The organism is Croceibacterium segetis, from assembly GCF_011320115.1.
GTDB classification, from domain to species: Bacteria; Pseudomonadota; Alphaproteobacteria; order Sphingomonadales; family Sphingomonadaceae; genus Croceibacterium_B; species Croceibacterium_B segetis.
On sequence record NZ_JAANOZ010000002.1, the window covers coordinates 186,274 to 210,904 of the forward strand.

Sequence of the window (24,631 nt, forward strand, 5' to 3'; positions counted from 1 at the left end):
AATTAGATATGCCTATCGGCACAGTGAAATTTTTCGACAACGGCAAGGGCTACGGCTTCATCACCAACGAAGCCGGCGGCAGCGATGCTTTCGTGCACATGACGGCCGTCCAGGCGGCCGGGATGAGCACCCTCGAGAAGGACCAGCGCCTGTCCTACGAGCTGCAGAACGATCAGCGCGGCAAGACCAGCGCGGTCGATCTCAAGGACGCCTAAAGCCGCTTCAAGCGACAAGAAAGGGGGACGGGTGCGCAGCATCCGTCCCCTTTTTCGTGCGGCGTGCGGAATGCGAAGCCGAGCGACTTGCCGCGGCACATGTGCTACCCTGCCGCGTCGCGCCGGGCATGCTCACCGCTGGCTGACGGCCCGGGGGGGTCAACCGCATGAACACGCTTCGATTATCAATCCCGATCGCCTGGATGGGCCTCGCGAATCTGCCGTTCGGGATGTACGGCGCTCTCGTGCTGATCACCGTGCCGCAGTTGCTCGCGGCGCTGCACGTTCCACAGCCAATCATCGCTTCGATCACGGCGGCGGCCATGATTCCGACCTTCTGCGGCTTCCTGCTCGCGCCGATCCTCGACGTGCGCTTCAGCCGGCGGAGCTACGCTCTGGTTTTCGGCGCGCTATCCGCGCTCACCGGATGGTTCGCCCTCCTCCAGCTGGATTCCCCCGGCATCCTTACCGCAAGCCTGGTTCTCGGATTCCTGTTCTCCAATCTGTTCTACAACGCGCTTGGCGGATGGCTCGGCAATCTGGTGCCTGAAGGCGACGAAGGACGCCTCGGCGCGACTTTCACCATCGGCAACGTCGCCGGCTTCGGTCTCGGCGCAATCCTGTTCATCAGCTTGCTGCGCGGCCTGCCGGACGGCTGGGGACCGCCGGCGGTGGCACTGGCGATAGCCTGCCCGTTGCTGCTGCTGGTCGTCGTGCCGGTCTCGAGCGCGGAGCGGCGCAGCGCGCGGGAAAGTTTTGGCACGCTCCTGCGCGATCTCGGCCAATTGCTCCGCAGCCGCGTGGTGCTGCGAACTTTGCTGCTGTTCTGTCTGCCGGCCTCGTCCTTCGCCCTCACCAACTCGCTCGGCGGGCTTGGCCATGACTTCGCCGCCTCGGAGCGCTTCGTCGCCGTGCTCGCCGGAACCGGCGTCACCGCCGCGGCAGTGTGCGGAGCGCTGTTCGTGCCGGCGCTGGTCAAGCGCATGCCGCCGCTTGTTCTCTACCTCCTGATCGGCAGCGCGGGCGCGCTGTTCACGCTGTCGCTGCTCGTCCTGCCGCGCGTACCGGCTGTATTCGCGCTCGCCATGGTCGGCGAGAACGTGTTCCAGTCGGCCGCTTTCGTCGTCGAGGCGACGATCATCTTCCGCACCATCGGCGAGGACAACCCGCTCGCCTCGACCCAGTTCGGCTTGCTGCAGGCCGCCACCGCGTTTCCGATCACTTATATGCAGGCGCTCGACGGACAGGGTTATGGCCGCGCCGGGCTGGCTGGAGCGCTGACGACAGACGCCGGGATGTCGCTGCTCGCCTGCCTCGCGCTGCTGCCGCTGGTGCTGCTGTGGATGCGGCGCGAACGGCAAGCACGGTTCGCGACGGCCTAGTCCATGTGCTTGAGGCCGACCCGCAGATAGTCCCAGCCGGTGATCAGCGTCAGGATAGCCGCGGCCCACAGGGTGGTCAGGCCGACCAGGTGGATCCACTGGTGGGCGAGCGTGCCGCAGTATTCGAGCCGCGAATGGCACGGCACACCTTCGACCGCCCCGCCGAAGATCAGCGCGCCGAGCGACACCAGTTGGAACGTGGTCTTCCACTTGGCCAGGCGGGTGACCGGCATCGAGACCTGAATTCCGCCAAGGAACTCGCGCAGGCCCGAGACGGCGATTTCGCGCATCAGGATGATAAGCCCGGCGATGACGTGAGCATCGCCGACGTAGGGCCCGCGCAGATATCCTTGCGCGGTCAGCACCAGAATCACGGCGGCAACCATGATCTTGTCGGCGATCGGATCGAGGAACACGCCGAGCCGTGACACCGCGCCGCTCGAGCGGGCGACGTAGCCGTCGAAGTAATCGGTGATTCCCATCAGGCAGTAGAGCACGAAGGCAAGCGCATAGCCCAGCTGCCACTCGGGCCACCACAGCAGGAACGCCAGCAGCGGCACGGTGAGAATGCGCGAGAGGGTCAGGATGTTCGGCAAGGTGAGCATCTGGATCCGCCGTAGCGTGGAACCGCGCCGGGCAAAACCCGCTTCACCCTTGCGGCCCCCGAACGGCACGCTAGGGTCGCGCGAAATCTCGGGAAGAGGCCGCGAAGCGCCACGCATGCTGACATCGACCTACTTGTTGCGCCAACGCCGTTTTCTGCCGCTGTTCGCCACCCAGCTGTTCAACGCGTTCAACGACAACCTGTACAAGAATGCGATGGTCCTGTTCGTGGTCTATGGGGTGTACAACTCCGAGCAGGCGGAAGGACAGTTCTCGGCGGTCGCCTCGGGCTTGTTCATCCTGCCGTTCTTCATCCTCTCGGCGCTTTCCGGCCAGCTCGCCGACATGCGCGACAAGTCGATGATCATCCGCTGGATCAAGCTGGCGGAGATCGGCATCATGATGGTCGGCGGCGCCGGGCTGATGATCGCCTGGAGCGGGCATCTGATCAGCACCGTCGCGATTCCGCTCATGATGCTCGCGCTGCTGGCAATGGGCGTCCACTCGACCTTCATGGGGCCGATCAAGTACGCGATCCTGCCGCAGCACCTGCACAAGGACGAAGTGCTCGCCGGGACCGGCCTGGTCGAGGCGGGCACCTACGTCGCGATCCTTGCCGGGACGATCCTTGCGGGGTGGATTCCGGTCGAGGTCGCCGCCGGCGGGGTGGTGGTCACCGCACTGCTCGGTTATCTGACCAGCCTGAGCGTGCCTCCGGCTCCGCCGCTGGTGCCCGAGCAACCGATCGACCGCCACGTGATCCGCGCCTCGATCGCGCTCGTGCGCAATACGATGCACGACCGCGAAGTCTTCTACGCGATTCTGGCAATCAGCTTCTTCTGGACCATCGGCACGGTGCTGTTCATCCAGTTCCCGCCGCTGGCCAAGAACGTGCTGCTGGCAAGCAAGGAAGTGGCCAGTCTGTTCCTCGTGGTCTTCTCGATCGGTGTCGCGATCGGGTCGGTGGCGGTCAACGCGCTGCTCAAAGGCGACGTCTCGGCGCGCCACGCGCCCGCGTCGGTGCTGGCGATGGGATTGTCCGTGGCTTGCTTCTACCTCGTGTGCCGGGTGTGGAGCGTCCACGTCGGCGGCGCGCTGATGAACGTGCCGGAGTTCCTGGCCCAGCCGCTGGCCATACCGGTGCTGGTTTCGCTGCTCTTCATCGCCATCGCCGGCGGCATGTTCGTTGTGCCGCTCTATGCCTTCCTCACGACCAAGGTCGATCCCGGGCAGGCCGCGCGGACCGTGGCGGCGAACAATATCGTCAATTCGGGCGCCATGGTGATCGGCGCGCTGTTCGCCGGCGGGCTCAGCTGGGCCGGCGTCCCGCTGGTCGAACAAGTGCTGCTCAGCGCCGCGATGTGCCTGATTTCGGCCTGGCTCGGGTGGATGCTCCACCGGGCCGAGCGCGAAGCGGCGGCCGCAGCCGCCGAATGATCAGAAGATAAAAGTCGCGACCGCCAGCAGGCAGGCGCAATAGGCCATCAGGAACAGGCGCACGTCCTCGGCGCCGATCGGAGGCGCCAGGAGCGTGGGCCGGTTCGGCGGCGCATTGCGCCCCGTCCGGCGAATGTGGGGGGGAAGGCTCGCCAGGAAAGGATGCCGGCGGCTCTCGTCGGTGAGGACTAGGTAGCGTCTCATAGTCACAAGTTAACGCACGAGTTACCATTCGGCACCCCGCATGTGGGGGATGTCCACCGCAGGGACATTAACCGTCCCATTGCCTTAGATCGGCGCTCAGCCTACCGCGCGGCCATGACTACCCCGAGCGCCGCCGAGCTTCTGGTCGCATCGCTCGCCGAGCAGGATTGCGGCCGCGTCTTCACGGTGCCGGGCGAAAGCTTCCTTCCGGTGCTCGACGCCCTCCACGGCCATCCGAGCATCGAGACGATCACTTGCCGCCAGGAAGGCGGCGCCGCGTTCATGGCCTGCGCCGATGGCGCGATCACGGGTCGCCCCGGGGTCGCCTTCGTTACGCGCGGCCCGGGTGCGACCAACGCCAGCATCGGCGTCCACGTCGCGTTCCAGGATTCGCAACCGCTGATCCTGTTCGTCGGCGACGTCGCGCGCGGCATGCGCGGGCGCGAGGGCTTCCAGGAGATCGACTTCGAGGCGTTCTTCGGCCCCATTGCCAAGTGGGCCGCGCGGATCGGCGACGCGGCGCGCATTCCGGAGTTCATCGCCCGAGCCTATGCCACCGCGATCTCCGGCCGCCCCGGCCCGGTGGTGCTCGCGCTGCCCGAAGACATGCTGTCCGATCCGGCGGGCGGTGCCGCCCCGCGTCCGTTCGTCCATCGCCCTGCGCAAGCGCCCTGCCCCGACGCCCTGACGACCCTGCGGGCGATGCTGGCCGATGCGGCGGCGCCGGTGGCGATCGTCGGCGGCGCCGGATGGGATGCCAAGGCGCGAACCTATTTCCAGATGTTTGCCGAGCGGCTCGGCCTGCCGGTTGCAACTGCGTTTCGCCGGCAAGACGCGATCGATCCCTCCTCGCCGGTCTACGCAGGCAATCTCGGCTACGGGCCGAACCCGATGCTTGTCGAGCGGATCAAGGCCGCCGACCTGGTGCTTGCGGTCGGGGCGCGACTCGGCGAAGCGACGACCGACGGCTACACGCTGGTGACGCCGGACCATCCCGGCCAGCTGCTGGTCCACGTCCATCCCGATCCCGGCGAGCTCAACCGTGTCTACCGCGCCGACCTGGCGATCTGCGCCGATACCGGCGAGTTCGCCGAGAGCGCGCTGATGTGGGACGACGGTTCGGTAATCGGCTTCGACGCAGGAGGCGAAGCGCACCGCGAATGGCTCGAATGGTCGACCCCGGGCCGCGACGGTACCAGGCTCGATCTCGCCCGCTGCCTCGCCGCCGCCCGCGACAAGCTCCCGTCCGACAGCGTGATCTGCAACGGGGCGGGCAATTTCTCGGGCTGGTGGCACCGCTACTGGCCCTACGCCGGGTCGCCCTCGCAGCTCGCGCCGACTTGCGGCGCGATGGGCTACGGCGTGCCCGCGGCGATTGCCGCCAAACTGCGCCTGCCGGACCGGTGCGTCGTGGCGGTCGCCGGCGACGGCGACTTCCTGATGAATGGTCAGGAGTTGGCGACAGCCGCGCAGTACGCCCTGGACCTCATCGTCATCGTGGTCGACAACGGTTCGTACGGTACCATCCGCATGCACCAGGAGCGCGAATTCCCTGGCCGGGTGAGCGCGACCGAGCTTGCCAATCCCGATTTCGCCGCCCTCGCTCGCGCCTTCGGCGGCTGGGCCGCGCGCATTGAGACGGCGGACGAATTCGGTGCGGCGCTCGACGAGGCCCTCGGGCGAAGCGGAATCCGCCTGCTCCATTGCGTAAGCGACATCGAGCGACTCAACGCCGCGGGAGCCACCGTCGGCGGTTTGCGCGCAAAAGACTGAAATCTATACAAAAAGGGCCGCCCCACGCGGGACGACCCTCGAACATTGCTTGGCTTTGCGGCGCTCAGACCTTGTTGCCGAGCGCACCTTCGACTTCGCCCTTGAGGTTCTGAGCTTCGCCTTTGCGTTCCTGCGCTTCACCCTCGGCGCGGGTGTCGGGGTCACCCGACTGTTGCTTCACGTTGCCTGCCGCCTCGTTGGCGATCCCTTTGGTCTTGTCCTTGAGTTCACCCATGGGAGTTCTCCTATCGCTGGTGGCGGAGCAGATCGCTCCACCGTCGCTTGAAGAACGGCCAATGCGGGCTGTACGTTCCCGAACTAAGCCTTTGCCATTGAAAGGATTCTATCCCACTCTTTCGGGCGTATTTCGGCCACGGACAGCCGCGATTGGCGGACCAGTTCGATGTCCTTGAGCGCGGGATCAGCCTTGATCTCGGCCAGCGTCACCGGCCGCTCGAGCGTCCTGACAGGCTTGATTTCGACCGCCGCCCAGATCCCGGTATCGTCCTTCGGGTCGGCCATCCCGGCGCGCGTAATTTCGACCACGCCGACGATCTCCTTGCCAGTGACCGAATGATAGAAGAACGCCTGATCGCCGACTTTCATCGCCTGCAGGTTCAGTTTCGCGGTGTGATTGCGCACCCCGTCCCACACGGTCCCGCCATCCCTCGCCAGCCGGTCCCAGCCGTAAGCGGCGGGCTCGCTCTTCATCAGCCAATAGCGTTTGCTCATGCCCCTGCCTCTAACCGCGCCGGTCGCACGTGGCAATTAACCGAATGGGAAGGATAATCGCTTACGAAAACCCCCATGGGAGTTCCCTTGCCGCCTGCCGCAAACACGCACGAATCCGGCGAGCCGCTCGAGCGCGCGCAGCGTGACGTTGTCGCCCTGGGAATTGCGATAGCGGCGTTGATCCTGTTCGTCGGTATCGGCGGGCGCGTCATGCCGCAGATCCTGCGTAGCTGGCTCGGCATGCAACAGCCGCCGGACATGTTGCTCACCAATGCCTTGTTGCTCAACGTGGCCCTGCTGATCTTCGGCTGGCGCCGCTACGAAGAGCTTCGCCGTGAAGTCGGAGTGCGCCGGATAGCCGAGGAAAAGGCGCGCGCGCTCGCCGAAAGCGATCCGCTCACCGGCTGCCGCAACCGCCGCGGCATCACCCCGGCGATCGACGAGATGCTGCGCGTCGCGCACGAGCAACAGCAGGAGGTGGCGCTGCTCCTGATCGACCTCGACAACTTCAAGACGATCAATGACCGCTGCGGCCACAAGGCCGGCGACGCGGTGCTGGTAGAAACGGCGATGCGTATCGAGCGGTTGCTGCCGGCCGACGGAATCTGCGCTCGCATGGGCGGTGACGAATTCGCCTGCGCCTTCACTTTCGACGAGGGCGACCGCGCTCGCGCCGACCGCCTTGCCGCCGATATCGTCGGCGCGATCTCCACGCCCGTCACCGTTGCCGACCTGACGATCGACGTAACGGTTTCGGTCGGCCTCGCGGCCAGCCGCCAGCCGGGCAACGGCAATTCGCAGCCGGACGCCGAGATGCTGATCCATTGGTCCGACATCGCGATGTACCACGCGAAGAAGAGCGGCCGCGATCGCCATGCCTGGTTCGAGCCGCAGATGGAGAGCGAAATCCGCTTTCGCAACGCGCTCGAGAGCGGATTGCGGCGAGGGATCGGCGCGGGTGAATTCGTGCCGTACTACCAGCAGCAGATCGACATCCAGACGGGCAAGCTGGTTGGGTTCGAAATGCTCGCGCGGTGGAAGTCGCCCGAGTTCGGCATCGTCAGTCCCGACATGTTCATTCCGCTGGCGGAAGACCTCGGCGTAATCGACAAGTTGTCCGAAAGCCTGATCCGCGCGGCGCTTGAAGATGCCAAGGGCTGGAATCCCGAGTTGACGCTGGCGGTCAACATCTCGCCGCTGCAACTGCGCGATCCCTGGTTCGCGCAAAAACTGCTGCGGCTGCTGACCGAATGCGGCTTCCCGCCGCAGCGTTTCGAGATCGAGATTACCGAAAGCTGCCTGCACGAGAACATCGCTGTCGTTCGCTCGATCCTCACCAGCCTGAAAAACCAGGGCGTGAAGGTCAGCCTCGACGATTTCGGCACCGGGTTCTCGAGCCTGGCGCAACTGCGCGCGCTGCCGTTCGACCGGCTCAAGATCGACCGCAGCTTTGTTACCGAACTGGCCAACGAAGGGGCCAACTCGGAGCTCGTCGCGGCGATCGTCGCTCTCGGCCGGGGGCTCGGCCTCCCGATCGTCGCCGAGGGTATCGAGAACGACGAAGCCCTCGCCGCTCTGCGCAAACTCGGTGACATCAAGGGCCAGGGATTTCTCTACGGCAAGCCCGAGGATGCCGAGGCCACGCTCGAGCGCCTGATGGCGCAGGCGGCGCGCGAGATTTCGCCCGCCAATCATTCGCTGCCGGAGAGCAAGCGCGCCGCCGGCTGACCGGCATTGCAGTAATCCACGCGCGTCCCTAGGTGCGAGGCGATGCGCGTTCCTTTCATCAAGATGCATGGCCTGGGAAACGACTTCGTCGTGCTCGACGGGCGCAGCGAGCCGTTGCCTCCGGTCGGCGCCACGGTCGCTCGCGCGCTCGCCGACCGGCGCACCGGCATCGGCTGCGACCAGTTGATCGTGCTCGAGCCCTCCGACGTCGCCGACTTCCGTATGCGCATCCGCAACTCGGATGGTGGTGAGGTCGAAGCCTGCGGCAACGCCACCCGCGCGGTCGCCCTGCTGCACGGAAGGCCGGCGCGCATCGAGACCGCTGGCGGAATCCTCGAAGTGCGGCCCGACGAAGGCGGGGTGTCCGTCGACATGGGCGAGCCGCGTTTCGAATGGGACGCAATCCCGCTTTCGGACGCGATGGACACGCTCGACATGCCGGTCGCGTGGGACGATCTCGAGCGGCCGAGCGCGGTCAACGTCGGCAACCCGCACGTGGTGTTCTTCGTCCGCGATTGCGACCAGGTGCCGCTCCAGCGCCTGGGCCCGGCGATCGAGACCGACCCGCTGTTCCCGGAAGGCGTCAACGTCAACGTCGCCACCGTCGAGAACCGCCGTGATATCCGCCTGCGCGTGTGGGAGCGCGGCGCCGGACTCACTCGCGCCTGCGGCACCGGCGCTTGCGCCACGGCCGTTGCCGCCATGCGCCGCAAGCTGGTCGATCGCGAGGTCACCGTCACCCTCCCCGGCGGCAAGCTGCTGATCGGCTGGGGTGAGGATAACCGGGTGATCATGACCGGTCCGGCCAGCGAAAGCTTTCGCGGCAGCTTCGACTGGGGCGAATACGCGTGAGTGCTGCCGAGGTCGTCTCGCTCGGCTGCCGGCTCAATCTGGCCGAGAGCGAGCGCATCCGCGCCTTGCTCGGTGCCACGCCCGACGTGGTGGTGGTGAACAGCTGTGCAGTCACCGCCGAGGCGGTCCGTCAGACGCGTCAGACGATCCGCCGGATGCGCAAGGCGCGACCCGATGCCCGCTTGCTCGTCACCGGGTGCGCCGCCGATATCGAGCGTGAGCAGCTCGCGGCGATGCCCGAGGTCGACGGGCTGGTGCCGAACGCCGCCAAGCTCGACGCCCGCGCCTGGAACGTCACCGACCGGCCGGCCCCCCTCCCTTCCAGCCATACGCGGGCGTTTGTGGCGGTGCAGAACGGCTGCGACCACGCCTGCACCTTTTGCGTGATCCCGCAAGGTCGCGGCCCGAGCCGCTCGTTGTTGCCAGCCCAGGTGCTAGGCGAGGTCGAACGACACCTCGACCGCGGTGCGGCTGAGCTCGTGCTGACCGGGGTCGACGTTACCAGCTGGGGGCACGATCTGCCTGGTGGACCGCGCCTCGGCGCGCTGGTGCGCGCGGTGCTCGACGCTTTCCCGCGGCTGCAACGGCTGCGCATGTCTTCGCTCGACGGCGTCGAGGTCGACGACGAGCTGTTCGAATTGTTCGCCGCCGAGCCGCGGGTAATGCCGCATATCCACCTTTCGCTGCAGCACGGCGATAATCTGATTCTGAAGCGAATGAAGCGCCGCCACTCGCGCGCCGACGCGGCCTCGCTGGTCGATCGCTTGCGGGCTCGACGGCCCGAAATCGCCGTCGGCGCGGACCTCATCGCCGGATTCCCCACCGAGGACGAGACGATGCACGAGGCCAATCGCTCGATTATTCGCGAGCTCGGCGTGGTCCACGGCCACGTGTTCCCATATTCACCGCGCCCGCGCACTCCGGCCGCGCGAATGCCACAGATCGATAAGGCGACGATCAGGCGCCGCGCCGCCGAACTGCGCGCGACTGCGGCCGAGGTGCGCGAAAGGTGGCTGCGGTCGCTGATCGGCCAGTCCTTGTCGGTCGTCGCGGAGGCCGACGGGACCGGCCATGCGGAGAACTTCGCCCGTGTCGCCCTGCCGGCGCAAACCGCGCGCAGCACTGTCCTCACGGTCACTCCGACCACGCTCCAGGAAGGCTTGCTGCGGTGAGCGAACCCAGTTGGCGCGAGCGGCTGTTCGGGGGCTTTCGCAAGACCACCGAACGCCTGAGCGAGAACCTCACCGCGGCCGTGGCCTCGGCCAAGCTCGACCAGGCCACGCTCGACGAGGTCGAGGACGCGCTGATTCTCTCCGATCTGGGCCCCGGCGCCGCCGCGCGGATCTGCGCTAGGCTCTCGGAGAAGCGCTTCGGGCTGGTCATGACCGAGCGCGAGCTCAAGGAAGCTGTCGCCGAGGAAATCGCGGCGATCCTGCGGCCGGTGGCCAAGCCGCTCGAGATCACCGCCTTCCCGCGCCCCCAAGTGATTCTGGTGATCGGCGTCAATGGCAGCGGCAAGACCACGACGATCGCCAAGCTGGCGCACCTCTTTCAGGAGCAGGACTACGGCGTCCTGCTCGCGGCCGGCGACACATTTCGCGCCGCCGCGATCGGCCAGCTCAAGGTCTGGGCCGACCGCATCGGCGTGGCGATCGTCACTGGCCCTGAGGGCGGAGATCCGGCGAGCGTAGTGTTCGACGCGGTCAAGCAGGCCACTTCCACGGGTATCGACGCGCTGATCGTCGACACCGCCGGTCGGCTGCAGAACAAGCGCGAGCTGATGGACGAACTGGCCAAGATCCGCCGTGTGCTCGGGCGGCTCAATCCGGAAGCGCCGCACGACGTGGTGCTGGTGCTCGATGCCACCAACGGGCAGAACGCGCTTAACCAGATCGACGTTTTCAAGGAACTCGCCGGAGTGACGGGGCTGATCATGACCAAACTCGACGGCACCGCGCGCGGCGGCGTTCTCGTCGCCGCCGCCGAGCAGTACGGCCTGCCGATCCACGCGATCGGCGTCGGCGAGAAACTCGACGACCTGCGTCCGTTCGACCCCGACCTGGTCGCGCGGGTAATCGCGGGAGTGGCGTGATGAGCGAAGCCAAGAAAGCCGCCGCGGGCTGGCTCAACCTGCTGATCGATTACGGCCCGCTGGCCATCTTCTTTGCCGTCTACTGGCTGTTCGCGCCGGCGGACAAGAGCGACAGCCTGGGCGTGATCCTCGCCGTCGTGCGCAGCACCGGCGCGTTCATCGTCGCCGCGCTAATTGCGCTCGCCGCTTCGAAGCTCGTTCTGGGCAAGATTTCGCGCATGCTGATGTTGTCGACGATCCTGATCGTCGGCTTCGGCGGGCTCACGGTGATCCTGCGCGATCCCTTCTACGTGCAGGTCAAGCCGACGGTGCTGTACTTGTTCTTCGGCGCCGTTCTGCTGGCCGGCTGGCTGCGCGGCAAGGCGCTTCTGCAGTGGCTGCTGGAGGCCGCGTTCGAGGGCCTGAGCGATGAAGGCTGGCTCAAGCTTAGCCGCAATTGGGGCTATTTTTTCCTGTTCTTCGCCGCGCTCAACGAAACCCTGCGCCACGTGCTCTCGTTCGGCGACTGGCTGACGGCCAAGCTGTGGGTGTTCATGCCGCTCAGCTTTCTGTTCACCTTCACCCAGCTGCCGATGCTCCTGCGCCACGGCCTTGCGGCGACGGCCGAAGACGAAGTGATCGAGAATCCGCCGCCAGAATAGGGCGCCTCACGGTATCTGCCCAAGTATTCATCGTTAACGCCGGAACCTTTTGCTTGTCGCAGTTTTCCTGTTCTTTGGCTTCGCACTAATACAAGTTAGTGCGTGCTGGGCTGCGCCACGCAGCGGGAGGTCGCGATGATTCCGGAGCAGCATGCCAGGCGCGGCGCCGAACGGCCCGCCGAGTTCGGGCAATCGCTGGCTCACACGCTCAACAACCTGCTTCAGGTGGTGAACGGCAATCTTGAGCTGCTCGCCGCTAAGGTCGAGGACGAGCAGTTGCGCGGCTATATCCGCAACGCCCAGCTTGCCGCGCAGCAGATCACCGAGCTGGCGTACGGCCTGAACGGCCGTTCGCCCAACGACCACTAGGGTCCGGCCCCATAAGGTCTAGATTTCGACCTGGCTCCCCAGCTCGACCACGCGGTTGGTCGGCAGGCGGAAGAACTCCATCGGCGTCGCCGCGTTGCGCATCATCCACGCGAACAGCTTTTCGCGCCACAGCGCCATACCGGGGTGCTCGGACGGCAGGAGCGTCTGGCGCGAGAGGAAGAAGCTCGTCTGCATGATCTCGAAAGGGCCGCCGCACATGTTGTCGAGCCGCTTGAGGGCGCCCGGCACATCGGTTTCTTCCATGAAGCCGTAGCGCACGACCACGCGGTAGAATCCGTCTCCGAGCGAGAGCACCTCCGTGCGATCGACTTCGTCGACATAGGGCACGTCGGCGATCGCCACGGTCAGCACCACCACCCGGTCGTGCAGTACCTTGTTGTGCTTGATGTTGTGCAGCAGTGCCGAGGGGGTGCCGCTCGAACCCGAGTTCATGAAGATCGCCGTTCCGGGCACCTTGGCGGTACTGTTGCGGCCCGACTTGGCGAAGATGTCGAGTGGCAGGCCGACCTCGGCCATGCGCGCCTTCATCAGCCGGCGGCCCTTGGCCCAGGTGGTCAGCAAGCTGAAGGCGAACGCGGCGATCAGCAGCGGGAACCAGCCGCCGTCGGGCACCTTGGTCATGTTCGAGCTGAAATAAGCCCCGTCGACCAGGAAGAACACCGACATCGTCGGCACCGCGTACCACCACTTCCACTTCCACACCGCCATCAGCAGCACGCCCATCAGGCAGGTGTCGATCAGCATCGCCCCGGTCACCGCGATGCCATAGGCCGAGGCGAGGTTCGACGAGGTGCGGAAGAACAGCACCAGCAGGATCACCGCGACCATCAGCGTCCAGTTGACCAGCGGAATGTATATCTGCCCGTGATGCTCGTCGCTGGTGTGGAGGATCGACAGCCGCGGGATGAAACCGAGCTGGACCGCCTGATGGGTGACCGAAAATGCGCCCGAGATCACCGCCTGGCTGGCGATGAACGTAGCCGCCGTGGCGAGCAGGACCAGCGGCAGCCGCAGCACCTCGGGCGCCATGAAAAAGAACGGATTCTCGATCGCCTGTGCCGCCGAGGCGTCACCCAGCCCGATGATCATCGCGCCCTGCCCGAAGTAATTGAGCAGCAGGCATGGCATCACGAAACCGAACCACGACACGCGCATCGGCCCGCGTCCGAAGTGGCCCATGTCCGAATAAAGCGCCTCGGCACCGGTCACAGCGAGCACCACCGAACCGAGCGCGAGGAACGCCAGCGTCTTGTCGATCATGAAGAACTGGACCGCGTACCACGGGTTCAACGCGACCAGGATCGCCGGATAGTCGAAAATGTGCCAGACCCCGAGCACCGCGAGCGTGGTGAAATACAGCAGCATGATCGGCGCGAACAGCGTGCCGACCTTCGTGGTGCCGCGCTTTTGCAGCACGAACAGACCGATCAGCAGTACCAGGGCGATGGGCACGACCCATTTCGACAGGCCTGCCTCGACGGTGGTCAAGCCTTCCACGGCCGAGAGCACCGAGATCGCGGGCGTGATCATGCTGTCGCCGTAGAACAGCGAGGTCGCCGCCACCGCCAGCAACACCGTCAGCCAGTTCCATTTCGAGTCGCCGATATAGCGACCCAGCATCGCCACCAACGCGAGCGTGCCGCCCTCGCCCTTGTTGTCGGCGCGCAGCAGGATCGTGACGTACTGCAGCGAGACGACGACGGTCATCGACCAGAAGATCAGGCTGACGACGCCCAGGATGTGCAGATCGTCGATGGCCAGCGGATGCGGCCCGACGAAGGTTTCGCGGAAGGCATAAATCGGGCTCGTGCCGATATCGCCGAAGACGATGCCGATCGCGCCGACGGCAAGCTTGAGCTTCGCCGTACGGCGGTCTTCGCCGACCTGGACCGCGCTCATCGAAACGGGCGCCCCTGTGTGCGACTCTTGCGCATCGCGGCGGCGCTTAGCAGCGGGCTAGGCCTGCCGCAATCGCGCCTCTCCAAGTTGTCTCAGCCTCGGCCGATCAGCCGACGCGCCATCGCGTCGGCCACGACGTCCGATGACTGGCCGGTGGCCTCGCTCTCGCGCCAGATCGCCTCGAGCCGCTCGGGGATTTGCGCAATCCGCCGGCGAACCTCGTTGATGTCGCACGGGCTGCCGTGCTGGCGGCAGAGGTACTCGAGGCCGACGTTGATGATCCCGCCGGCGTTGATCACGTAATCGGGCGCGTAAAGAATGCCCCGCTCGGCCAGCTGGGCGCCGTGTTCGGGCCGCGCCAGCTGGTTGTTCGCGCCGCCGGCGACGATTTGGCAGTCGAGCCGGGCGATGCCTTCCTCGTCGAGCACCGCGCCCAGCGCGTTCGGGCTGAACACATCGCAAGTAACGCCCATGACCCGGTCGCTGGCGACGACCTGACTGCCAAGTTCCGTGGCGAGCGCCTTGGCCCGTTTGGCGTCGATGTCGGACAGGGTGAGCGTCGCGCCATCGCGCGCAAGCAGGCGCGCGACGCCGCCGCCGACACTGCCGCAGCCCTGCACGGCCACATGCACGCCCCTGACGCTGTCCTTGCCCAGCTTGTGCGCCACTGCGGCCCGGATACCGTGGTAGATGCCCATCGCGGTGAAGGGGCCCGGATCGCCCCCGATCGAGCCGTCGTCGGCGGGCAGGCCGCAAACGTGCGGCGTGCGCTTTGAGATCGCCACCATGTCGGCTTCGGTCGCACCGACATCCTCCGCGGTGACGTAACGTCCGCCAAGGGCGTTCACGGCGTCACCGAAAGCAGCAAGCAACTCGGGCGTTTTCTCAGCTCCCGGCCCGAGCAGCACGACCGCCTTTCCGCCGCCCATCGGCAGGCCGGCCATGGCATTCTTGTAGCTCATCCCGCGGCTCAGGCGCAGCGCATCGCGCATCGCTCCTTCCGGCTTGTCATAATGCCAGAAACGCGTGCCTCCGGCGCCGGGGCCGAGGTGGGTCGAATGAATGGCGATGATCGCGGTGAGGCCCGAAGCGCTGTCGTGAACCAACTGCACAAGCTCGTGCTCGTCAAAATCCGGCTCAGTCCAGAACGCCATTATGTCCGCCTGTTCAACTACTTGATTAAGCGGCGGAATTTAGGGGAAATGGGGCGATTGAGGGGTCTCGAACCCCCGACCTCCGGTACCACAAACCGGCGCTCTAACCAACTGAGCTACAATCGCCACAAGCCCGTGCCGCGAGCGCGGAGTTAGGCCGTTGCATTCACCGGTCAAGCGGCGAATGCGCGAGGGCGCGCCTGTTGCACAGCGGCCCGAAAATGCAAAGTGAAATGTGCCTCGCAAGGCTGTCTGCGCAATAAAATTACGCGCCCATTCGGCCCTTGCCCCGTCTTTCGGGGGCGGTATCACCGTGCCATGGCGAATCCGGGCGAAACATCGGCTGCCCACCTGCTGGCGCGGCCCGGCGTGCGCCGGGTGCCCACTCCCAAGGTCGAGCTGTTCACCGTCCCCGGTTTCCTTCCCGACGCGCTGTGCGACCACCTGATGCAGCTGATCGACACCAACCGCCGACCATCGACGATCGCCGACCCTAACGGGGATGCCTACTTCCGGACCAGCGAGACGTGCGACCTCGATCCGAACGAGCCCGCCGTGCGCGACGTCGAGGCGCGGCTCTTCGCACTCACCGGAATCGATCCGGCGCACGGAGAACCGATCCAGGGCCAGCGCTACGAGGCGGGCCAGGAATTCAAGGCCCACACCGACTATTTCGAACCCGACGGACAGGACTTCACGCGGTTCTGCTCGGTAGCCGGGCAACGGACCTGGACCTTCATGGCCTATCTCAACGACGTCGACGCCGGCGGCGCGACCCGTTTCAGGCTGATCGACAAGACCTTCCAGCCGCGCCGCGGGATGCTCGTCGGGTGGAACAATCATCGCTCCGACGGCACGCTCAATCCCGCCACGCTGCACCACGCTATGAAAGTGCGCAAAGGGCTCAAGTACGTGATAACCAAGTGGTATCGGGAGAGGCCTTGGGGATGGTGAGCGAGACGACCTCCCATGCCGGTTCATGCCATTGCGGCGCTGTGCGCTTCAAGGTCGAACTCCCGCCCGAACCGCGGGCGGCGCGCTGCGACTGCTCGATTTGCAGCATGAAGGGTGCGGTAGCCGTCGGCGCACCGCTCGCGGCGCTCGAGATTACCGAAGGGGCGGACAAGCTGACCTGCTACCGCTTCAACACCGGCGTGGCGAAGCACTGGTTCTGCTCGGTTTGCGGATCATATACCCACCACCAGCGCCGTGCGGATCCCATGACCTACGGCGTCAACGTCGCCTGCCTCGGGCTTCACCCGCTACACGACTTCCCTGACGTGCCGGTGCTCGACGGAATGAACCACTCGCTCGACAACGGCGGCAGGCTGCGCCTTGCCGGTCGACTGCGGTTCGAACCCACCGAAGACTGAACGAAAAGGGCGGCCCGACGGGACCGCCCTTCGCTTGTTCGCTGTCGGACCGCTCAGCTCTTCTTGAGCGAAAGCCCGCCGAAACGCTTGTTGAACTGGGCAACGCGGCCGCCCTCCTGGAGCTGCTGCTTGCCGCCGGTCCAGGCGGGGTGGCTGGTCGGGTCGATCTCGAGCGTCATCGTGTCGCCTTCCTTGCCCCAGGTGGAGCGAGTCTCGAACTCGGTGCCGTCGGTCATCTTGACCTTGATCGTGTGATAATCGGGATGCGTTTCGGCCTTCATGGCGTGTCTCCAAAGCTTCGGAGCGGTTCCGACCGATCCAGCTGTGTTGGGAAAGGCGCGCCCTTAACGGGAAGCGCGTGCGATTACAAGCTCCCTCCGCTCAAGCCGGCGGGTCGGCAATCATCGCGGTGAACTCGCACTCGCAAGTGGTCTTGCCCTCGACGCTCGCGCTCCCGCCGAACTTGTAAACGCGGCTGCGCTTCTGGATAAACTCCACGCGCAGGTCGAGCAGGCAGCCCGGCTCCACCGGAGCGCGGAACTTGGCCCCGTCGATACCCATGAAATAGACCAGCTTGCCGGTTCCGGCGAGCTCGAGCGTCTCGATGCCGAGAATCGCCGCGGCCTGGGCCATCGCTTCGACTTGCAGCACCCCAGGCATGATCGGGCGGCTGGGAAAGTGACCCTGGAAGAACTGCTCGTTGAAGGTCACCGCCTTGACCGCGTGAATCCGCTCACCGAGATCGATGTTGACCACGCGGTCGACGAGCAGCAGCGGGTAGCGGTGCGGCAGGGCCTTGAGAATGCCCGCGATATCCAGGGATTTCGCGTCGCTCACGCCCTGCCCTCGCTCAGCGGCCCTTGACCGGCGCGGTGGTTGCCGGAGCCTGCGCAGCGGGCTTGGCAGCGCCTGCCTGCTGCTGTTGCGCCGCCATCTGCTGCGCCGCGGCGAGGCGGACCTGCTGGACGTCCTGGAACAGCTGGATGGTCGACTGGTCGGGCTGCCAGCCGGCCGGCGGAGTGATCGATACCTGCGGGAGACGGGTGTTGAGCGCCGTAACGATCTTCTGGTTGAGATTGGCGGCGTCGGCCGCATAGAGCACGTCGTTCGACGGCAGGATCAGCTGCACGCCGCCGGCCGAAACAACCTGCTGCACTGCGGCACCGAGTTGCTGGGCGATCTGCGACACGGCATAGGCCGCGGCGAGGTTGATCGGCTGCTGAACCGTACTGATCTGCTGATCGAGGGTTTCGAGCTGCTTGCGGGTCGGGTTGGTCTCGACTTGGGCGGCTTTCTGCTCGGCCTGATCCAACTGACCGTCGTTGTTGGTGTCGAACTTCTTGATCAGTGCGACCCGCTGCTGGTCGAGCTGGTTGAGCTGCGTGCGCTGCGCCGCATACATCGTCGAGATCTGCGTATAGGCGCCCGACAGCGCTTGCGAGCCGGCGACGATGACCGCCGGTTCGGCGACGCCGATGCCGCTGACCTGAGCTGATGCGGGGGTGGCGAGGGTAGTGGCAAGCGCAAGCGCTGCGGCCGTTGAGAGAAGGCGTTTCATCAGAATTGGGTTCCTACATTGAAGGAGAAGAGCTTGGTTTGGTCGCCCTTTTTCTTGAGCAAGGGATAAGCGAAATCGATGCGCAGGGGGCCGAACGGCGAATTCCAGTTGACGCCGGCGCCGATCGAGAGGCGCGGCATGACCGAATTGCCGTAGAATTCCTCCTTGAAGGCCGGCAGCGAACGGCCGATTGCCGTGTTGTTGGGGCTGCCGAGGCAGGCGGGAGGATTGGGATTGATCGCGCTCGTGACTGTCGAGACCGCGGTGATGTTGCAGGTGCCGTCGGTATTGGTCGTCGCCGTGTCGACCTGGGTATAGAGCGCCTGTCCGCTGGCGTTGCGGGTCGGAATGAAGCTCCCGTTCGGGAAATCGTTCACTACCGGCGGCTTGATGCCGAAGACCGAGCCAACGTCCATGAAGATCGACGGCCGCAAGCCAAGCTCGTGCGCGCCCGAACCGAGCGGGATCTCGAGCTCGAACTTGCCGAGGTAGTAGCCCTCACCGCCGAGCGAATCGTCGCCGGTGTTCTTCGCCTGAATCCCAGTCAACGGATTCGGCGTCGCCGGATTGTTGTCGTCGTCAGGGAGGTAGAAACGGCGCACGACCCGTGGGCCGATGCCGCGATAGTCGAAGCCGCGGATTTCCGGCTGGCCAAGGAAGAAGCGGTCGGTCAGCAGGACCTGATCGCTGCCGGTGGCGTTGTGGCCAAAGCCCTTGATGACCCCGCTTTCGGCGCGGATGGAGAAGACGAAGCCGCCACCCAGCGGCCAGTATTGGGCCGCATTGCTCCGCAGTCGGACGTAGTGCTTGTTGCCGCCGAGGCCGGCCACCTCGAGCGTCGCGCTCGCCGCGCGACCACGGGTCGGGCGGACCGCACTATCGAGGTTCTGATAGATCAGCGAGGTGCCGAGGATCGAGGAGATCCGGCTGCCCACCGCTTCGCACAAATACCGGCCGGCGAGCAACGGGTTGCAGCTCTGCGCGCCGGTCGTGTCGGTCGTGTAGTACGATGCCTTGTCGAGCGAAACGTCGTCGTAATTGAAGGTGTAGGTGCCGATCAGCGAGGTGTACTCGCTCAGCGGCACGCCAAGGCGAAGTTGCGCGCCCGTCGTCGCCTGCTTGTAGGTGGCGGTTGCCTTGCTGAAATAGCCGTTGTTGTAGTCGCGGCGATAGATCTGGACGCCGGCCGAGATGTTCTTGTCGAACAGGTACGGCTCGGCGAAGCTGATCGAGCCCGAGCGGTCGTACTTGGAATAGTTCGCCGACAGGCCGACCGTCTGGCCGCGCCCACGAAAGTTGCGCTGCTGGATCGAGCCCTGGAAGATGAAGCTCTCGAGGCTCGAGAAGCCGGCCGAGAGCGTCAGCTGGCCGGTGGCCTGCTCCTGCACGTTGGCTTCGAGGATGATCCGGTCGGGCGTGCTGCCGTCGACCTGGGTGGTCTCGAAGTTCTCCTGGAAATAGCCCAGCGAGTTGATCCGGTTGGTCGTGCGCTTGACCGCCAGCGAGTTGAACGCATCGCCCTCGGCCACGCGGAACTCGCGCCGGACCACCTTGTCCTGGGTCAGCGTGTTTCCGTTGACGTCGATCCGCTCGACGTAAGTGCGCGGCGATTCTCCGATGACGAAAGTGACGTCCATCGTCAGGTCATCGGGATTCCGATGGTACTGCGGCTTCACGTCGGCGAAGGCATAGCCGAAGGTGCCCGCGGTCTCGGTCAGGCCGTCGATGGTGTCTTCGACCAGCTTGGCGTCGTACCAGTCGCCGGTGTGCATCGGCAGGCGGCTGGTCATCGCCTTGCTGTCGAAGTCGCGGATCTGGCTCTGCACCTTCGCGTCGCCGAACTTGTAGCGCTTCCCTTCCTCGACCACGTAAGTGATGATGAAGTCCTTCTTGTCCGGCGTCAGCTCGGCGACGGCGGACACCACGCGGAAGTCGGCATAGCCCTGCGTCAGGTAGAACTGGCGCAGTTTCTGCTGATCGTACGCCATCTTGTCGGGATCGTAGCTGGTGCCGCCGCTGAAGAAGCGGGTGAGAGTCGCCTCCTTGGTCAGCATCTCGCCCTTGAGCTTGGTATCGGAGAAATGCTCGTTGCCGATGATGTTGATCGCGCGGATCTTCGACTTCGGCCCCTCGGTAATCTCGAACACGATGTCGACGCGGTTCTGCGACAGCTGCACCATCTTCGGTTCGACATTGGCGGCGAAGCGGCCCTGGCGCTTGTACAGCTCGATGATCCGGGCGACGTCGGCGCGCACCTTGGAACGTGTGAAGATCTGGCGCGGCGCGAGCTTGATCTCCTTGCTGATCTTGTCGTCCTTGATGCGCTTGTTGCCCTCGAGGATAACGCGGTTGATCACCGGGTTCTCGGCGATGGTAATGACCACGTCGCCGTTGTTGTTCTGGATCCGGACGTCGGAGAACAGCTCGGTCGCGGCGAGGTCCTTGAGCGCCTGGTCGGCGGCGGCCGCGGTGTAAACCTGGCCCGGGCGGAGCTGGATGTAGCTGAGGATCGTGTTGGGTTCGAGACGCTGCGCGCCGAGGACCGAAATCGAGCGGATGACCTGGTTTTCGACCGGTGCGGGCGCGGGTGCGGGTGCCGCAGCAGGCTGCGCGGAGCCTTGCGCAGGCGCATCCTGGGCCGACGCGGCCGCAGGAACTCCGGCCAGCATTGTGCCGGCCATCAGGGCCACGGCGAAGTGCGAAGCTGCGATCGTCTTGGCCCTACGGCTCATTCCACCCGTCCATTTGTTCGATACTCTCGCGAATCCCGTGTCGCGGAAACTGGGCACCAGCCCTTTTCGAGCGGGTTCCGGCCCCGGCACCAGCGCGGTGCACGCGCCATTGCCCGAACCGGCTTGGCCAATCAAGCGATCATGCCGCGAACTGCAGCGCCGAAAGTTCCTTTTCCCCGCCTAGCTGCCAAAGATCGGCAGCGAAACGATATCGTTGATCGTGACGAACAGCATCAGCGCGAGCACAAAGGCTATGCCGGTCCTGAACGCCCATTCCTGACTGCGCGGACTGGCCGGCTTCCGGCGGATTGCCTCTGCCGCGTAGAAAGCCAGATGCCCGCCGTCGAGCGCCGGGATTGGCAACAAGTTAATGAATGCCAAGTTAATCGAGATCAGCGCCGCGAAGCCGACAAAATTGCGCCAGCCGAGGCTCAGTTGCTCACCCGAATACTTGGCGATCTTGATCGGCCCGCCGAGTTCCTCGACCGAGCGACGGCCGGTGACGATCTGCCACACGCCCTGGACCATCAGCCGCATGGTATCGCCGGTCTGTTCGACGCCCAGCACAACCGCCTCGGCCGGGCCCACCTGCACGATCTCGCCGGCGGTCGAATTGACGCCGAGCTGGCCGATGCGGAAGGTGTTGCCGAAACGATCGTGCTCGACCACGCCTGGGACGACGAAGGTCAGTGTCCGACGTTCGCCCCCATGCTGCATCAGCAGACGCAGCCGGGCGCCGGGATTGGGCGCCACGATGTCGCGCAACTGGTCGAAGCTCCCGATCGGCTGTCCGTCGACCTCGAGGAAGCGGTCGCCGGGGCGAATGCCCAGCTTGTCGGCGGCGCTGCCGGCCTGGACGGCCGAAACGACCGGCGGAATCACCAGCTTGCCGTAAGCGAAGTTGAACGCGGCGAGGATGGCGATGGCGATGAGGAAATTGGTCAGCGGCCCCGCCGCGACGATCAGCGCGCGCTGCCACAAGGACTTGGCCTGGAAGGTCTTCTCACGCTCCTCGGGCGGCAGGCTGAGCCATTCGTCGCTCGGCTGGCTCGCCGGGTTCATGTCGCCGGCGAACTGGACGTAGCCGCCGAGCGGCAGCGCCGAGAGCTTCCAGCGGGTGCCGCGCCTGTCGGTGAAGCCGGCGATCTCCTGGCCGAAGCCGACGGAAAACGAATCCGCCTTCACGCCGAAAATGCGTCCGACGAGATAATGGCCGAGCTCGTGCAGGGTCACCAGCGGGCCGAGAACCAGCAGGAATCCGACGAGCCACATCCAGATGGGGGCGGACTGAAACAAGCTTATACGTGCTCCAAGGCTTCGGCTGCGCGGATGCGCGCTTCCCGGTCAACGGCGAGCACCTCGTCGAGGGTCCCGGGCGCGCCCGATAGTGTGCCGGAAAGCGTCTGCGCCACCAATGCACAAATATCGGTGAACGCGATCTGACCGGCGAGGAAGGCGGCCACCGCCACCTCGTTCGCCGCGTTGAGCACCGCCGGAGCCGCGCCGCCGGCCTGAGCCGCCTCGCGCGCCAGCCGGGTGGCCGGGAAACGTTCCTCGTCCGGGGCGAAGAAACTCAGGGTACCGATTGTCGGCAGATCAAGCGGTTGCAGTTCGGTCTTCATACGCCGTGGCCAGGCGAGACACGAGGCGATCGGCACGCGCATGTCGCTCGGGCCGAGCTGAGCGAGGGTCGAGCCGTCGTGGTACTCGACCAGCGAATGGATCACGCTTTGCGGATGGACGACGACGCGGATGCGCTCGAGCCCGACCGGGAACAGATGGTTCGCCTCGATCACCTCGAGGCCCTTGTTCATCATCGTGGCCGAATCGACGCTGATCTTGGCGCCCATGTCCCAGTTGGGATGCGCCACCGCCTGCGCCGGCGTGGCGCTGGCGAGCTGCTCGGGGGTCCATGTGCGCAGCGGCCCCCCGCTGGCTGTGAGCGTGATCCAGCGCACGTCGGCCAGCTCTTCGCCGTGGAGGCACTGGAAGATCGCGTTGTGCTCGGAATCGACCGGCAGCAGCGTCGCGCCGTGCCGGGCCACCGCCGCGGTCATCACCGCGCCGGCCGAGACCAGCGCTTCCTTGTTGGCCAGCGCGACCACCCCGCCCTGCTCGATCGCCGCCATCGTCGGCCCGAGCCCGGCACAGCCGACGATCGCCGCGACGGTGACGTCCGCCCCGCGCGCCGCCGCCTCGCACAGCGCGGCAGGTCCGCCCGCCGCCTCGACCTGCGATCCGGCCAGCGCCTCGCGCAGCGCCGGCAAGCAGCTGTCATCCGCCACCACCGCCAGCTTCGCCCCGAACTCGCGCGCGAGCGCGGCCAGCTCGACGGCCTGGCAATTCGCGGTCAGCGCTTCGACGCGCCATTCCGCGCGATTGCGCCGCACGAGATCGAGCGTCGACGCGCCGACCGAGCCGGTGGCCCCGAGGATGGAGATCGAGCGCATCGCTCAGGCGAAGCCCTGCAGCACGCCGACGACCAGCGCTACCGCGAGCATCCCGTCGATGCGGTCGAACACGCCGCCGTGGCCGGGGATCAGCTTCGAGCTGTCCTTCACCCCCGCCCGCCGCTTGAGCCAGCTCTGGAAGAAGTCGCCCGCCTGGGCGACCACCGCGAGCACGGCGCCGACGAGCGCGGCGGCGGTCACGTCGTCCCACGCCACGTCGACCAGTTCCGCCCAGGTGTGATAGCCGGCCGTGTAGAAGAACACGCCGGCCACCAGCGTCAGCCACAGGGCGGCGAAGGCCATGCCTCCGAACAGCCCGGCCCAGGTTTTCGACGGGCTGATCCGCGGGGCGATCTTGGGCCCGCCGATCGCGCGCCCCGTGAAATAGGCGCCGGTGTCGGTGAAGATCACCACCCCGATCGCGGCGAGCAGGTAGTAATTGTCGAGCGAGGCCATGACCCACCCGGCGATGCCGAAATAGGCCGCGCCGGCGAGAATGCCGACTATGCGCCAAACAGGACTCGCGGTCGCCTTGAGGGCCAGCAAGACGAACTCGCCGAAACCGACCAGCGCGACCAGCCAGATGAAGCCCGCGAGCACCGCGCCGCCCATCCACAGCGCGGCGCCGGCCACGGCGAGCATGACGACCGCCGAGAGCGCCCGCTTGGGCAGGTCCGAGGACTTCGCCTTCACCGGCACCTCGACGGCCTTATCGTCCACCATAACGCCGCTCCCGCCGGGCAAAGTCGTCGAGCGCCTGGCTGAGGTGCTCGGGGGTGAAGTCGGGCCACAGTTCCTCGGTAAACCAGAACTCGGCATAGGCCGACTGCCACAGCAGGAAGTTCGACAGGCGGTGCTCACCGCTGGTGCGGATCAGCAGGTCGAGCGGGGGCAAGTCGGCTGTGTCGAGGTGGGCGGCGATGGTTTCGGTGGTCACTTCGCCGCCGGCAGCGGCTTCCGCGGCGGCGCGGGCGATTTCCTGCTGCGAGCCGTAGTTCAGCGCCACCGCCAGCGTGCGCCCGCCCCCGGCGGTGCGCGCCAGGGCATCTTCGAGCATTTCGACAATATCGGCGTCTAAAGCCGTGTAATCCCCGATTATCTTTAGCCTGACGCCGTTTTCGACGAACTCCGGCAAGTCCGACTTGATGAACCGCCGCATCAGCCCCATCAGGTCACGGATCTCCTCTTCGGGCCGCTTCCAGTTCTCGCTCGAGAACGCGTAGAGCGTCAGGCATTCGAGGCCGGTGCTCTCCAGCGCGCGAACCAGCCGGCGCACAGCCTCGACGCCTTTCTGGTGGCCCATGGCCCGCGGCAGGTGGTGGCGCTTCGCCCAGCGCCCGTTGCCATCCATGATGATCGCGACGTGGCGGGCGCGCTGCTGCGGAAGGTCGGTCATGAGAGAACGGTGAGGTCGAA

Annotated in this window: 26 protein-coding genes and 1 tRNA gene; 12 read left to right on the plus strand and 15 right to left on the minus strand. The window is 65.9% G+C overall.

Features of this window, described 5'->3' with window-relative positions:
* The first annotated feature begins 8 nt into the window (after nucleotides 1-8).
* Both G7B69_RS02740 and G7B69_RS02745 read left to right on the plus strand, forming a co-directional pair.
* Complete coding sequence (locus G7B69_RS02740; RefSeq protein WP_166175847.1) at nucleotides 9-215, plus strand: cold-shock protein; 207 nt, start codon at nucleotides 9-11, stop codon at nucleotides 213-215.
* A 167-nt stretch (nucleotides 216-382) separates the two neighbouring features.
* Nucleotides 383-1,597, plus strand: a complete 1,215-nt coding sequence (locus tag G7B69_RS02745) for an MFS transporter (protein ID WP_166175849.1) — start codon at nucleotides 383-385, stop codon at nucleotides 1,595-1,597.
* On the opposite strand, the gene pgsA is transcribed toward G7B69_RS02745, so the two are convergent.
* Entirely contained in the window at nucleotides 1,594-2,202 is a 609-nt protein-coding gene (gene pgsA / locus G7B69_RS02750; RefSeq protein WP_166175851.1) for a CDP-diacylglycerol--glycerol-3-phosphate 3-phosphatidyltransferase, read from the minus strand. The genes G7B69_RS02745 and pgsA overlap by 4 nt on opposite strands.
* A gap of 115 nt (nucleotides 2,203-2,317) precedes the next feature.
* Here pgsA and G7B69_RS02755 point away from each other — a divergent pair, with 115 nt between their 5' ends.
* Nucleotides 2,318-3,637, plus strand: coding sequence for an MFS transporter (locus tag G7B69_RS02755; protein ID WP_166175853.1), 1,320 nt, complete (start codon nucleotides 2,318-2,320; stop codon nucleotides 3,635-3,637).
* Here G7B69_RS02755 and G7B69_RS02760 read toward each other — a convergent pair whose 3' ends face one another.
* A complete protein-coding gene (locus G7B69_RS02760) occupies nucleotides 3,638-3,841 on the minus strand; it encodes a hypothetical protein (RefSeq protein WP_166175855.1) in 204 nt (67 codons plus the stop codon).
* Nucleotides 3,842-3,955: 114 nt separating this feature from the next.
* Here G7B69_RS02760 and G7B69_RS02765 point away from each other — a divergent pair, with 114 nt between their 5' ends.
* A complete protein-coding gene (locus G7B69_RS02765) occupies nucleotides 3,956-5,614 on the plus strand; it encodes a thiamine pyrophosphate-binding protein (protein WP_166175857.1) in 1,659 nt (552 codons plus the stop codon).
* Nucleotides 5,615-5,678: 64 nt separating this feature from the next.
* On the opposite strand, the gene G7B69_RS02770 is transcribed toward G7B69_RS02765, so the two are convergent.
* Together G7B69_RS02770 and G7B69_RS02775 are read right to left on the minus strand one after the other, a co-directional pair.
* Complete coding sequence (locus G7B69_RS02770; RefSeq protein WP_166175859.1) at nucleotides 5,679-5,849, minus strand: CsbD family protein; 171 nt, start codon at nucleotides 5,847-5,849, stop codon at nucleotides 5,679-5,681.
* A gap of 83 nt (nucleotides 5,850-5,932) precedes the next feature.
* Nucleotides 5,933-6,346: an EVE domain-containing protein gene (locus tag G7B69_RS02775; RefSeq protein ID WP_166175861.1), complete on the minus strand. Its 414-nt coding sequence runs from the start codon at nucleotides 6,344-6,346 to the stop codon at nucleotides 5,933-5,935.
* 87 nt (nucleotides 6,347-6,433) lie between these two features.
* Here G7B69_RS02775 and G7B69_RS02780 point away from each other — a divergent pair, with 87 nt between their 5' ends.
* The 6 genes from G7B69_RS02780 (at nucleotide 6,434) to G7B69_RS02805 (ending at nucleotide 12,028) form a co-directional block, all read left to right on the plus strand.
* The gene (locus G7B69_RS02780) at nucleotides 6,434-8,074 is read left to right on the plus strand and encodes a putative bifunctional diguanylate cyclase/phosphodiesterase (RefSeq protein ID WP_166175863.1); all 1,641 of its coding nucleotides are present in this window, start codon (nucleotides 6,434-6,436) and stop codon (nucleotides 8,072-8,074) included.
* A 42-nt stretch (nucleotides 8,075-8,116) separates the two neighbouring features.
* Nucleotides 8,117-8,926: a diaminopimelate epimerase gene (dapF, locus tag G7B69_RS02785; RefSeq protein WP_166175865.1), complete on the plus strand. Its 810-nt coding sequence runs from the start codon at nucleotides 8,117-8,119 to the stop codon at nucleotides 8,924-8,926.
* A complete protein-coding gene (locus G7B69_RS02790) occupies nucleotides 8,923-10,098 on the plus strand; it encodes a MiaB/RimO family radical SAM methylthiotransferase (RefSeq protein ID WP_166175867.1) in 1,176 nt (391 codons plus the stop codon). Before dapF ends, G7B69_RS02790 begins: the two co-directional genes overlap by 4 nt.
* The gene (gene ftsY, locus G7B69_RS02795; RefSeq protein WP_166175869.1) at nucleotides 10,095-11,018 is read left to right on the plus strand and encodes a signal recognition particle-docking protein FtsY; all 924 of its coding nucleotides are present in this window, start codon (nucleotides 10,095-10,097) and stop codon (nucleotides 11,016-11,018) included. The genes G7B69_RS02790 and ftsY overlap by 4 nt, the downstream gene beginning before the upstream one ends.
* On the plus strand, nucleotides 11,018-11,659 hold the full coding sequence (locus tag G7B69_RS02800; RefSeq protein ID WP_166175871.1) for an inner membrane-spanning protein YciB: 642 nt from the start codon (nucleotides 11,018-11,020) through the stop codon (nucleotides 11,657-11,659). Before ftsY ends, G7B69_RS02800 begins: the two co-directional genes overlap by 1 nt.
* A 135-nt stretch (nucleotides 11,660-11,794) precedes the next feature.
* On the plus strand, nucleotides 11,795-12,028 hold the full coding sequence (locus tag G7B69_RS02805; protein WP_166175873.1) for a hypothetical protein: 234 nt from the start codon (nucleotides 11,795-11,797) through the stop codon (nucleotides 12,026-12,028).
* Between the two features lie 18 nt (nucleotides 12,029-12,046).
* Here the strand turns inward: G7B69_RS02805 and G7B69_RS02810 are convergent, their stop codons facing one another.
* The 3 genes from G7B69_RS02810 to G7B69_RS02820 form a co-directional block, all read right to left on the minus strand.
* Nucleotides 12,047-13,948: a potassium transporter Kup gene (locus G7B69_RS02810; RefSeq protein ID WP_166175875.1), complete on the minus strand. Its 1,902-nt coding sequence runs from the start codon at nucleotides 13,946-13,948 to the stop codon at nucleotides 12,047-12,049.
* Nucleotides 13,949-14,040: 92 nt separating this feature from the next.
* On the minus strand, nucleotides 14,041-15,105 hold the full coding sequence (locus G7B69_RS02815; RefSeq protein WP_166176197.1) for a Glu/Leu/Phe/Val family dehydrogenase: 1,065 nt from the start codon (nucleotides 15,103-15,105) through the stop codon (nucleotides 14,041-14,043).
* A gap of 46 nt (nucleotides 15,106-15,151) precedes the next feature.
* A tRNA-His gene (locus G7B69_RS02820) sits at nucleotides 15,152-15,228 on the minus strand.
* A gap of 192 nt (nucleotides 15,229-15,420) precedes the next feature.
* On the opposite strand from G7B69_RS02820, the gene G7B69_RS02825 reads away from it, so the two are divergent.
* Together G7B69_RS02825 and G7B69_RS02830 are read left to right on the plus strand one after the other, a co-directional pair.
* Nucleotides 15,421-16,056 carry a prolyl hydroxylase family protein gene (locus G7B69_RS02825; RefSeq protein ID WP_166175877.1) on the plus strand — a complete coding sequence of 212 codons (636 nt, stop codon included), beginning with the start codon at nucleotides 15,421-15,423 and terminating at the stop codon, nucleotides 16,054-16,056.
* Complete coding sequence (locus G7B69_RS02830; protein WP_166176199.1) at nucleotides 16,050-16,475, plus strand: GFA family protein; 426 nt, start codon at nucleotides 16,050-16,052, stop codon at nucleotides 16,473-16,475. Before G7B69_RS02825 ends, G7B69_RS02830 begins: the two co-directional genes overlap by 7 nt.
* Nucleotides 16,476-16,528: 53 nt before the next feature.
* On the opposite strand, the gene rpmE is transcribed toward G7B69_RS02830, so the two are convergent.
* The 8 genes from rpmE to uppS all read right to left on the minus strand — a co-directional run bounded on the left by rpmE (nucleotide 16,529) and on the right by uppS (nucleotide 24,611).
* Nucleotides 16,529-16,756 (minus strand): 50S ribosomal protein L31, encoded by a 228-nt coding sequence (rpmE, locus tag G7B69_RS02835; protein WP_166175879.1) that lies wholly within the window; start codon nucleotides 16,754-16,756, stop codon nucleotides 16,529-16,531.
* Nucleotides 16,757-16,856: 100 nt separating this feature from the next.
* Nucleotides 16,857-17,312: a 3-hydroxyacyl-ACP dehydratase FabZ gene (gene fabZ, locus G7B69_RS02840; protein WP_243415002.1), complete on the minus strand. Its 456-nt coding sequence runs from the start codon at nucleotides 17,310-17,312 to the stop codon at nucleotides 16,857-16,859.
* 13 nt (nucleotides 17,313-17,325) lie between these two features.
* Nucleotides 17,326-18,033: an OmpH family outer membrane protein gene (locus tag G7B69_RS02845; RefSeq protein WP_166175881.1), complete on the minus strand. Its 708-nt coding sequence runs from the start codon at nucleotides 18,031-18,033 to the stop codon at nucleotides 17,326-17,328.
* The gene (gene bamA, locus G7B69_RS02850; RefSeq protein WP_166175883.1) at nucleotides 18,033-20,765 is read right to left on the minus strand and encodes an outer membrane protein assembly factor BamA; all 2,733 of its coding nucleotides are present in this window, start codon (nucleotides 20,763-20,765) and stop codon (nucleotides 18,033-18,035) included. The genes G7B69_RS02845 and bamA overlap by 1 nt, the downstream gene beginning before the upstream one ends.
* Before the next feature lie 180 nt (nucleotides 20,766-20,945).
* Nucleotides 20,946-22,037, minus strand: coding sequence for an RIP metalloprotease RseP (gene rseP / locus G7B69_RS02855; protein WP_166175885.1), 1,092 nt, complete (start codon nucleotides 22,035-22,037; stop codon nucleotides 20,946-20,948).
* 26 nt (nucleotides 22,038-22,063) lie between these two features.
* Nucleotides 22,064-23,215, minus strand: coding sequence for a 1-deoxy-D-xylulose-5-phosphate reductoisomerase (gene dxr, locus G7B69_RS02860; protein WP_166175887.1), 1,152 nt, complete (start codon nucleotides 23,213-23,215; stop codon nucleotides 22,064-22,066).
* A 3-nt stretch (nucleotides 23,216-23,218) separates the two neighbouring features.
* A complete protein-coding gene (locus G7B69_RS02865) occupies nucleotides 23,219-23,935 on the minus strand; it encodes a phosphatidate cytidylyltransferase (RefSeq protein ID WP_423717766.1) in 717 nt (238 codons plus the stop codon).
* Nucleotides 23,925-24,611: a polyprenyl diphosphate synthase gene (uppS, locus tag G7B69_RS02870; RefSeq protein WP_166175891.1), complete on the minus strand. Its 687-nt coding sequence runs from the start codon at nucleotides 24,609-24,611 to the stop codon at nucleotides 23,925-23,927. Before uppS ends, G7B69_RS02865 begins: the two co-directional genes overlap by 11 nt.
* Nucleotides 24,612-24,631: the final 20 nt, after the last annotated feature.

Bases quoted from the DNA above. Each gene is read 5' to 3' on its own strand.
- G7B69_RS02740 (WP_166175847.1), top strand. From the start codon at position 9: ATGCCTATCGGCACAGTGAAATTTTTCGACAACGGCAAGGGCTACGGC.
- G7B69_RS02745 (WP_166175849.1), top strand. From the start codon at position 383: ATGAACACGCTTCGATTATCAATCCCGATCGCCTGGATGGGCCTCGCG.
- pgsA (WP_166175851.1), bottom strand. From the start codon at position 2,202: ATGCTCACCTTGCCGAACATCCTGACCCTCTCGCGCATTCTCACCGTG.
- G7B69_RS02755 (WP_166175853.1), top strand. From the start codon at position 2,318: ATGCTGACATCGACCTACTTGTTGCGCCAACGCCGTTTTCTGCCGCTG.
- G7B69_RS02760 (WP_166175855.1), bottom strand. From the start codon at position 3,841: ATGAGACGCTACCTAGTCCTCACCGACGAGAGCCGCCGGCATCCTTTC.
- G7B69_RS02765 (WP_166175857.1), top strand. From the start codon at position 3,956: ATGACTACCCCGAGCGCCGCCGAGCTTCTGGTCGCATCGCTCGCCGAG.
- G7B69_RS02770 (WP_166175859.1), bottom strand. From the start codon at position 5,849: ATGGGTGAACTCAAGGACAAGACCAAAGGGATCGCCAACGAGGCGGCA.
- G7B69_RS02775 (WP_166175861.1), bottom strand. From the start codon at position 6,346: ATGAGCAAACGCTATTGGCTGATGAAGAGCGAGCCCGCCGCTTACGGC.
- dapF (WP_166175865.1), top strand. From the start codon at position 8,117: ATGCGCGTTCCTTTCATCAAGATGCATGGCCTGGGAAACGACTTCGTC.
- G7B69_RS02800 (WP_166175871.1), top strand. From the start codon at position 11,018: ATGAGCGAAGCCAAGAAAGCCGCCGCGGGCTGGCTCAACCTGCTGATC.
- G7B69_RS02805 (WP_166175873.1), top strand. From the start codon at position 11,795: ATGATTCCGGAGCAGCATGCCAGGCGCGGCGCCGAACGGCCCGCCGAG.
- G7B69_RS02810 (WP_166175875.1), bottom strand. From the start codon at position 13,948: ATGAGCGCGGTCCAGGTCGGCGAAGACCGCCGTACGGCGAAGCTCAAG.
- G7B69_RS02825 (WP_166175877.1), top strand. From the start codon at position 15,421: ATGGCGAATCCGGGCGAAACATCGGCTGCCCACCTGCTGGCGCGGCCC.
- G7B69_RS02830 (WP_166176199.1), top strand. From the start codon at position 16,050: ATGGTGAGCGAGACGACCTCCCATGCCGGTTCATGCCATTGCGGCGCT.
- rpmE (WP_166175879.1), bottom strand. From the start codon at position 16,756: ATGAAGGCCGAAACGCATCCCGATTATCACACGATCAAGGTCAAGATG.
- G7B69_RS02845 (WP_166175881.1), bottom strand. From the start codon at position 18,033: ATGAAACGCCTTCTCTCAACGGCCGCAGCGCTTGCGCTTGCCACTACC.
- bamA (WP_166175883.1), bottom strand. From the start codon at position 20,765: ATGAGCCGTAGGGCCAAGACGATCGCAGCTTCGCACTTCGCCGTGGCC.
- rseP (WP_166175885.1), bottom strand. From the start codon at position 22,037: ATGTGGCTCGTCGGATTCCTGCTGGTTCTCGGCCCGCTGGTGACCCTG.
- dxr (WP_166175887.1), bottom strand. From the start codon at position 23,215: ATGCGCTCGATCTCCATCCTCGGGGCCACCGGCTCGGTCGGCGCGTCG.
- uppS (WP_166175891.1), bottom strand. From the start codon at position 24,611: ATGACCGACCTTCCGCAGCAGCGCGCCCGCCACGTCGCGATCATCATG.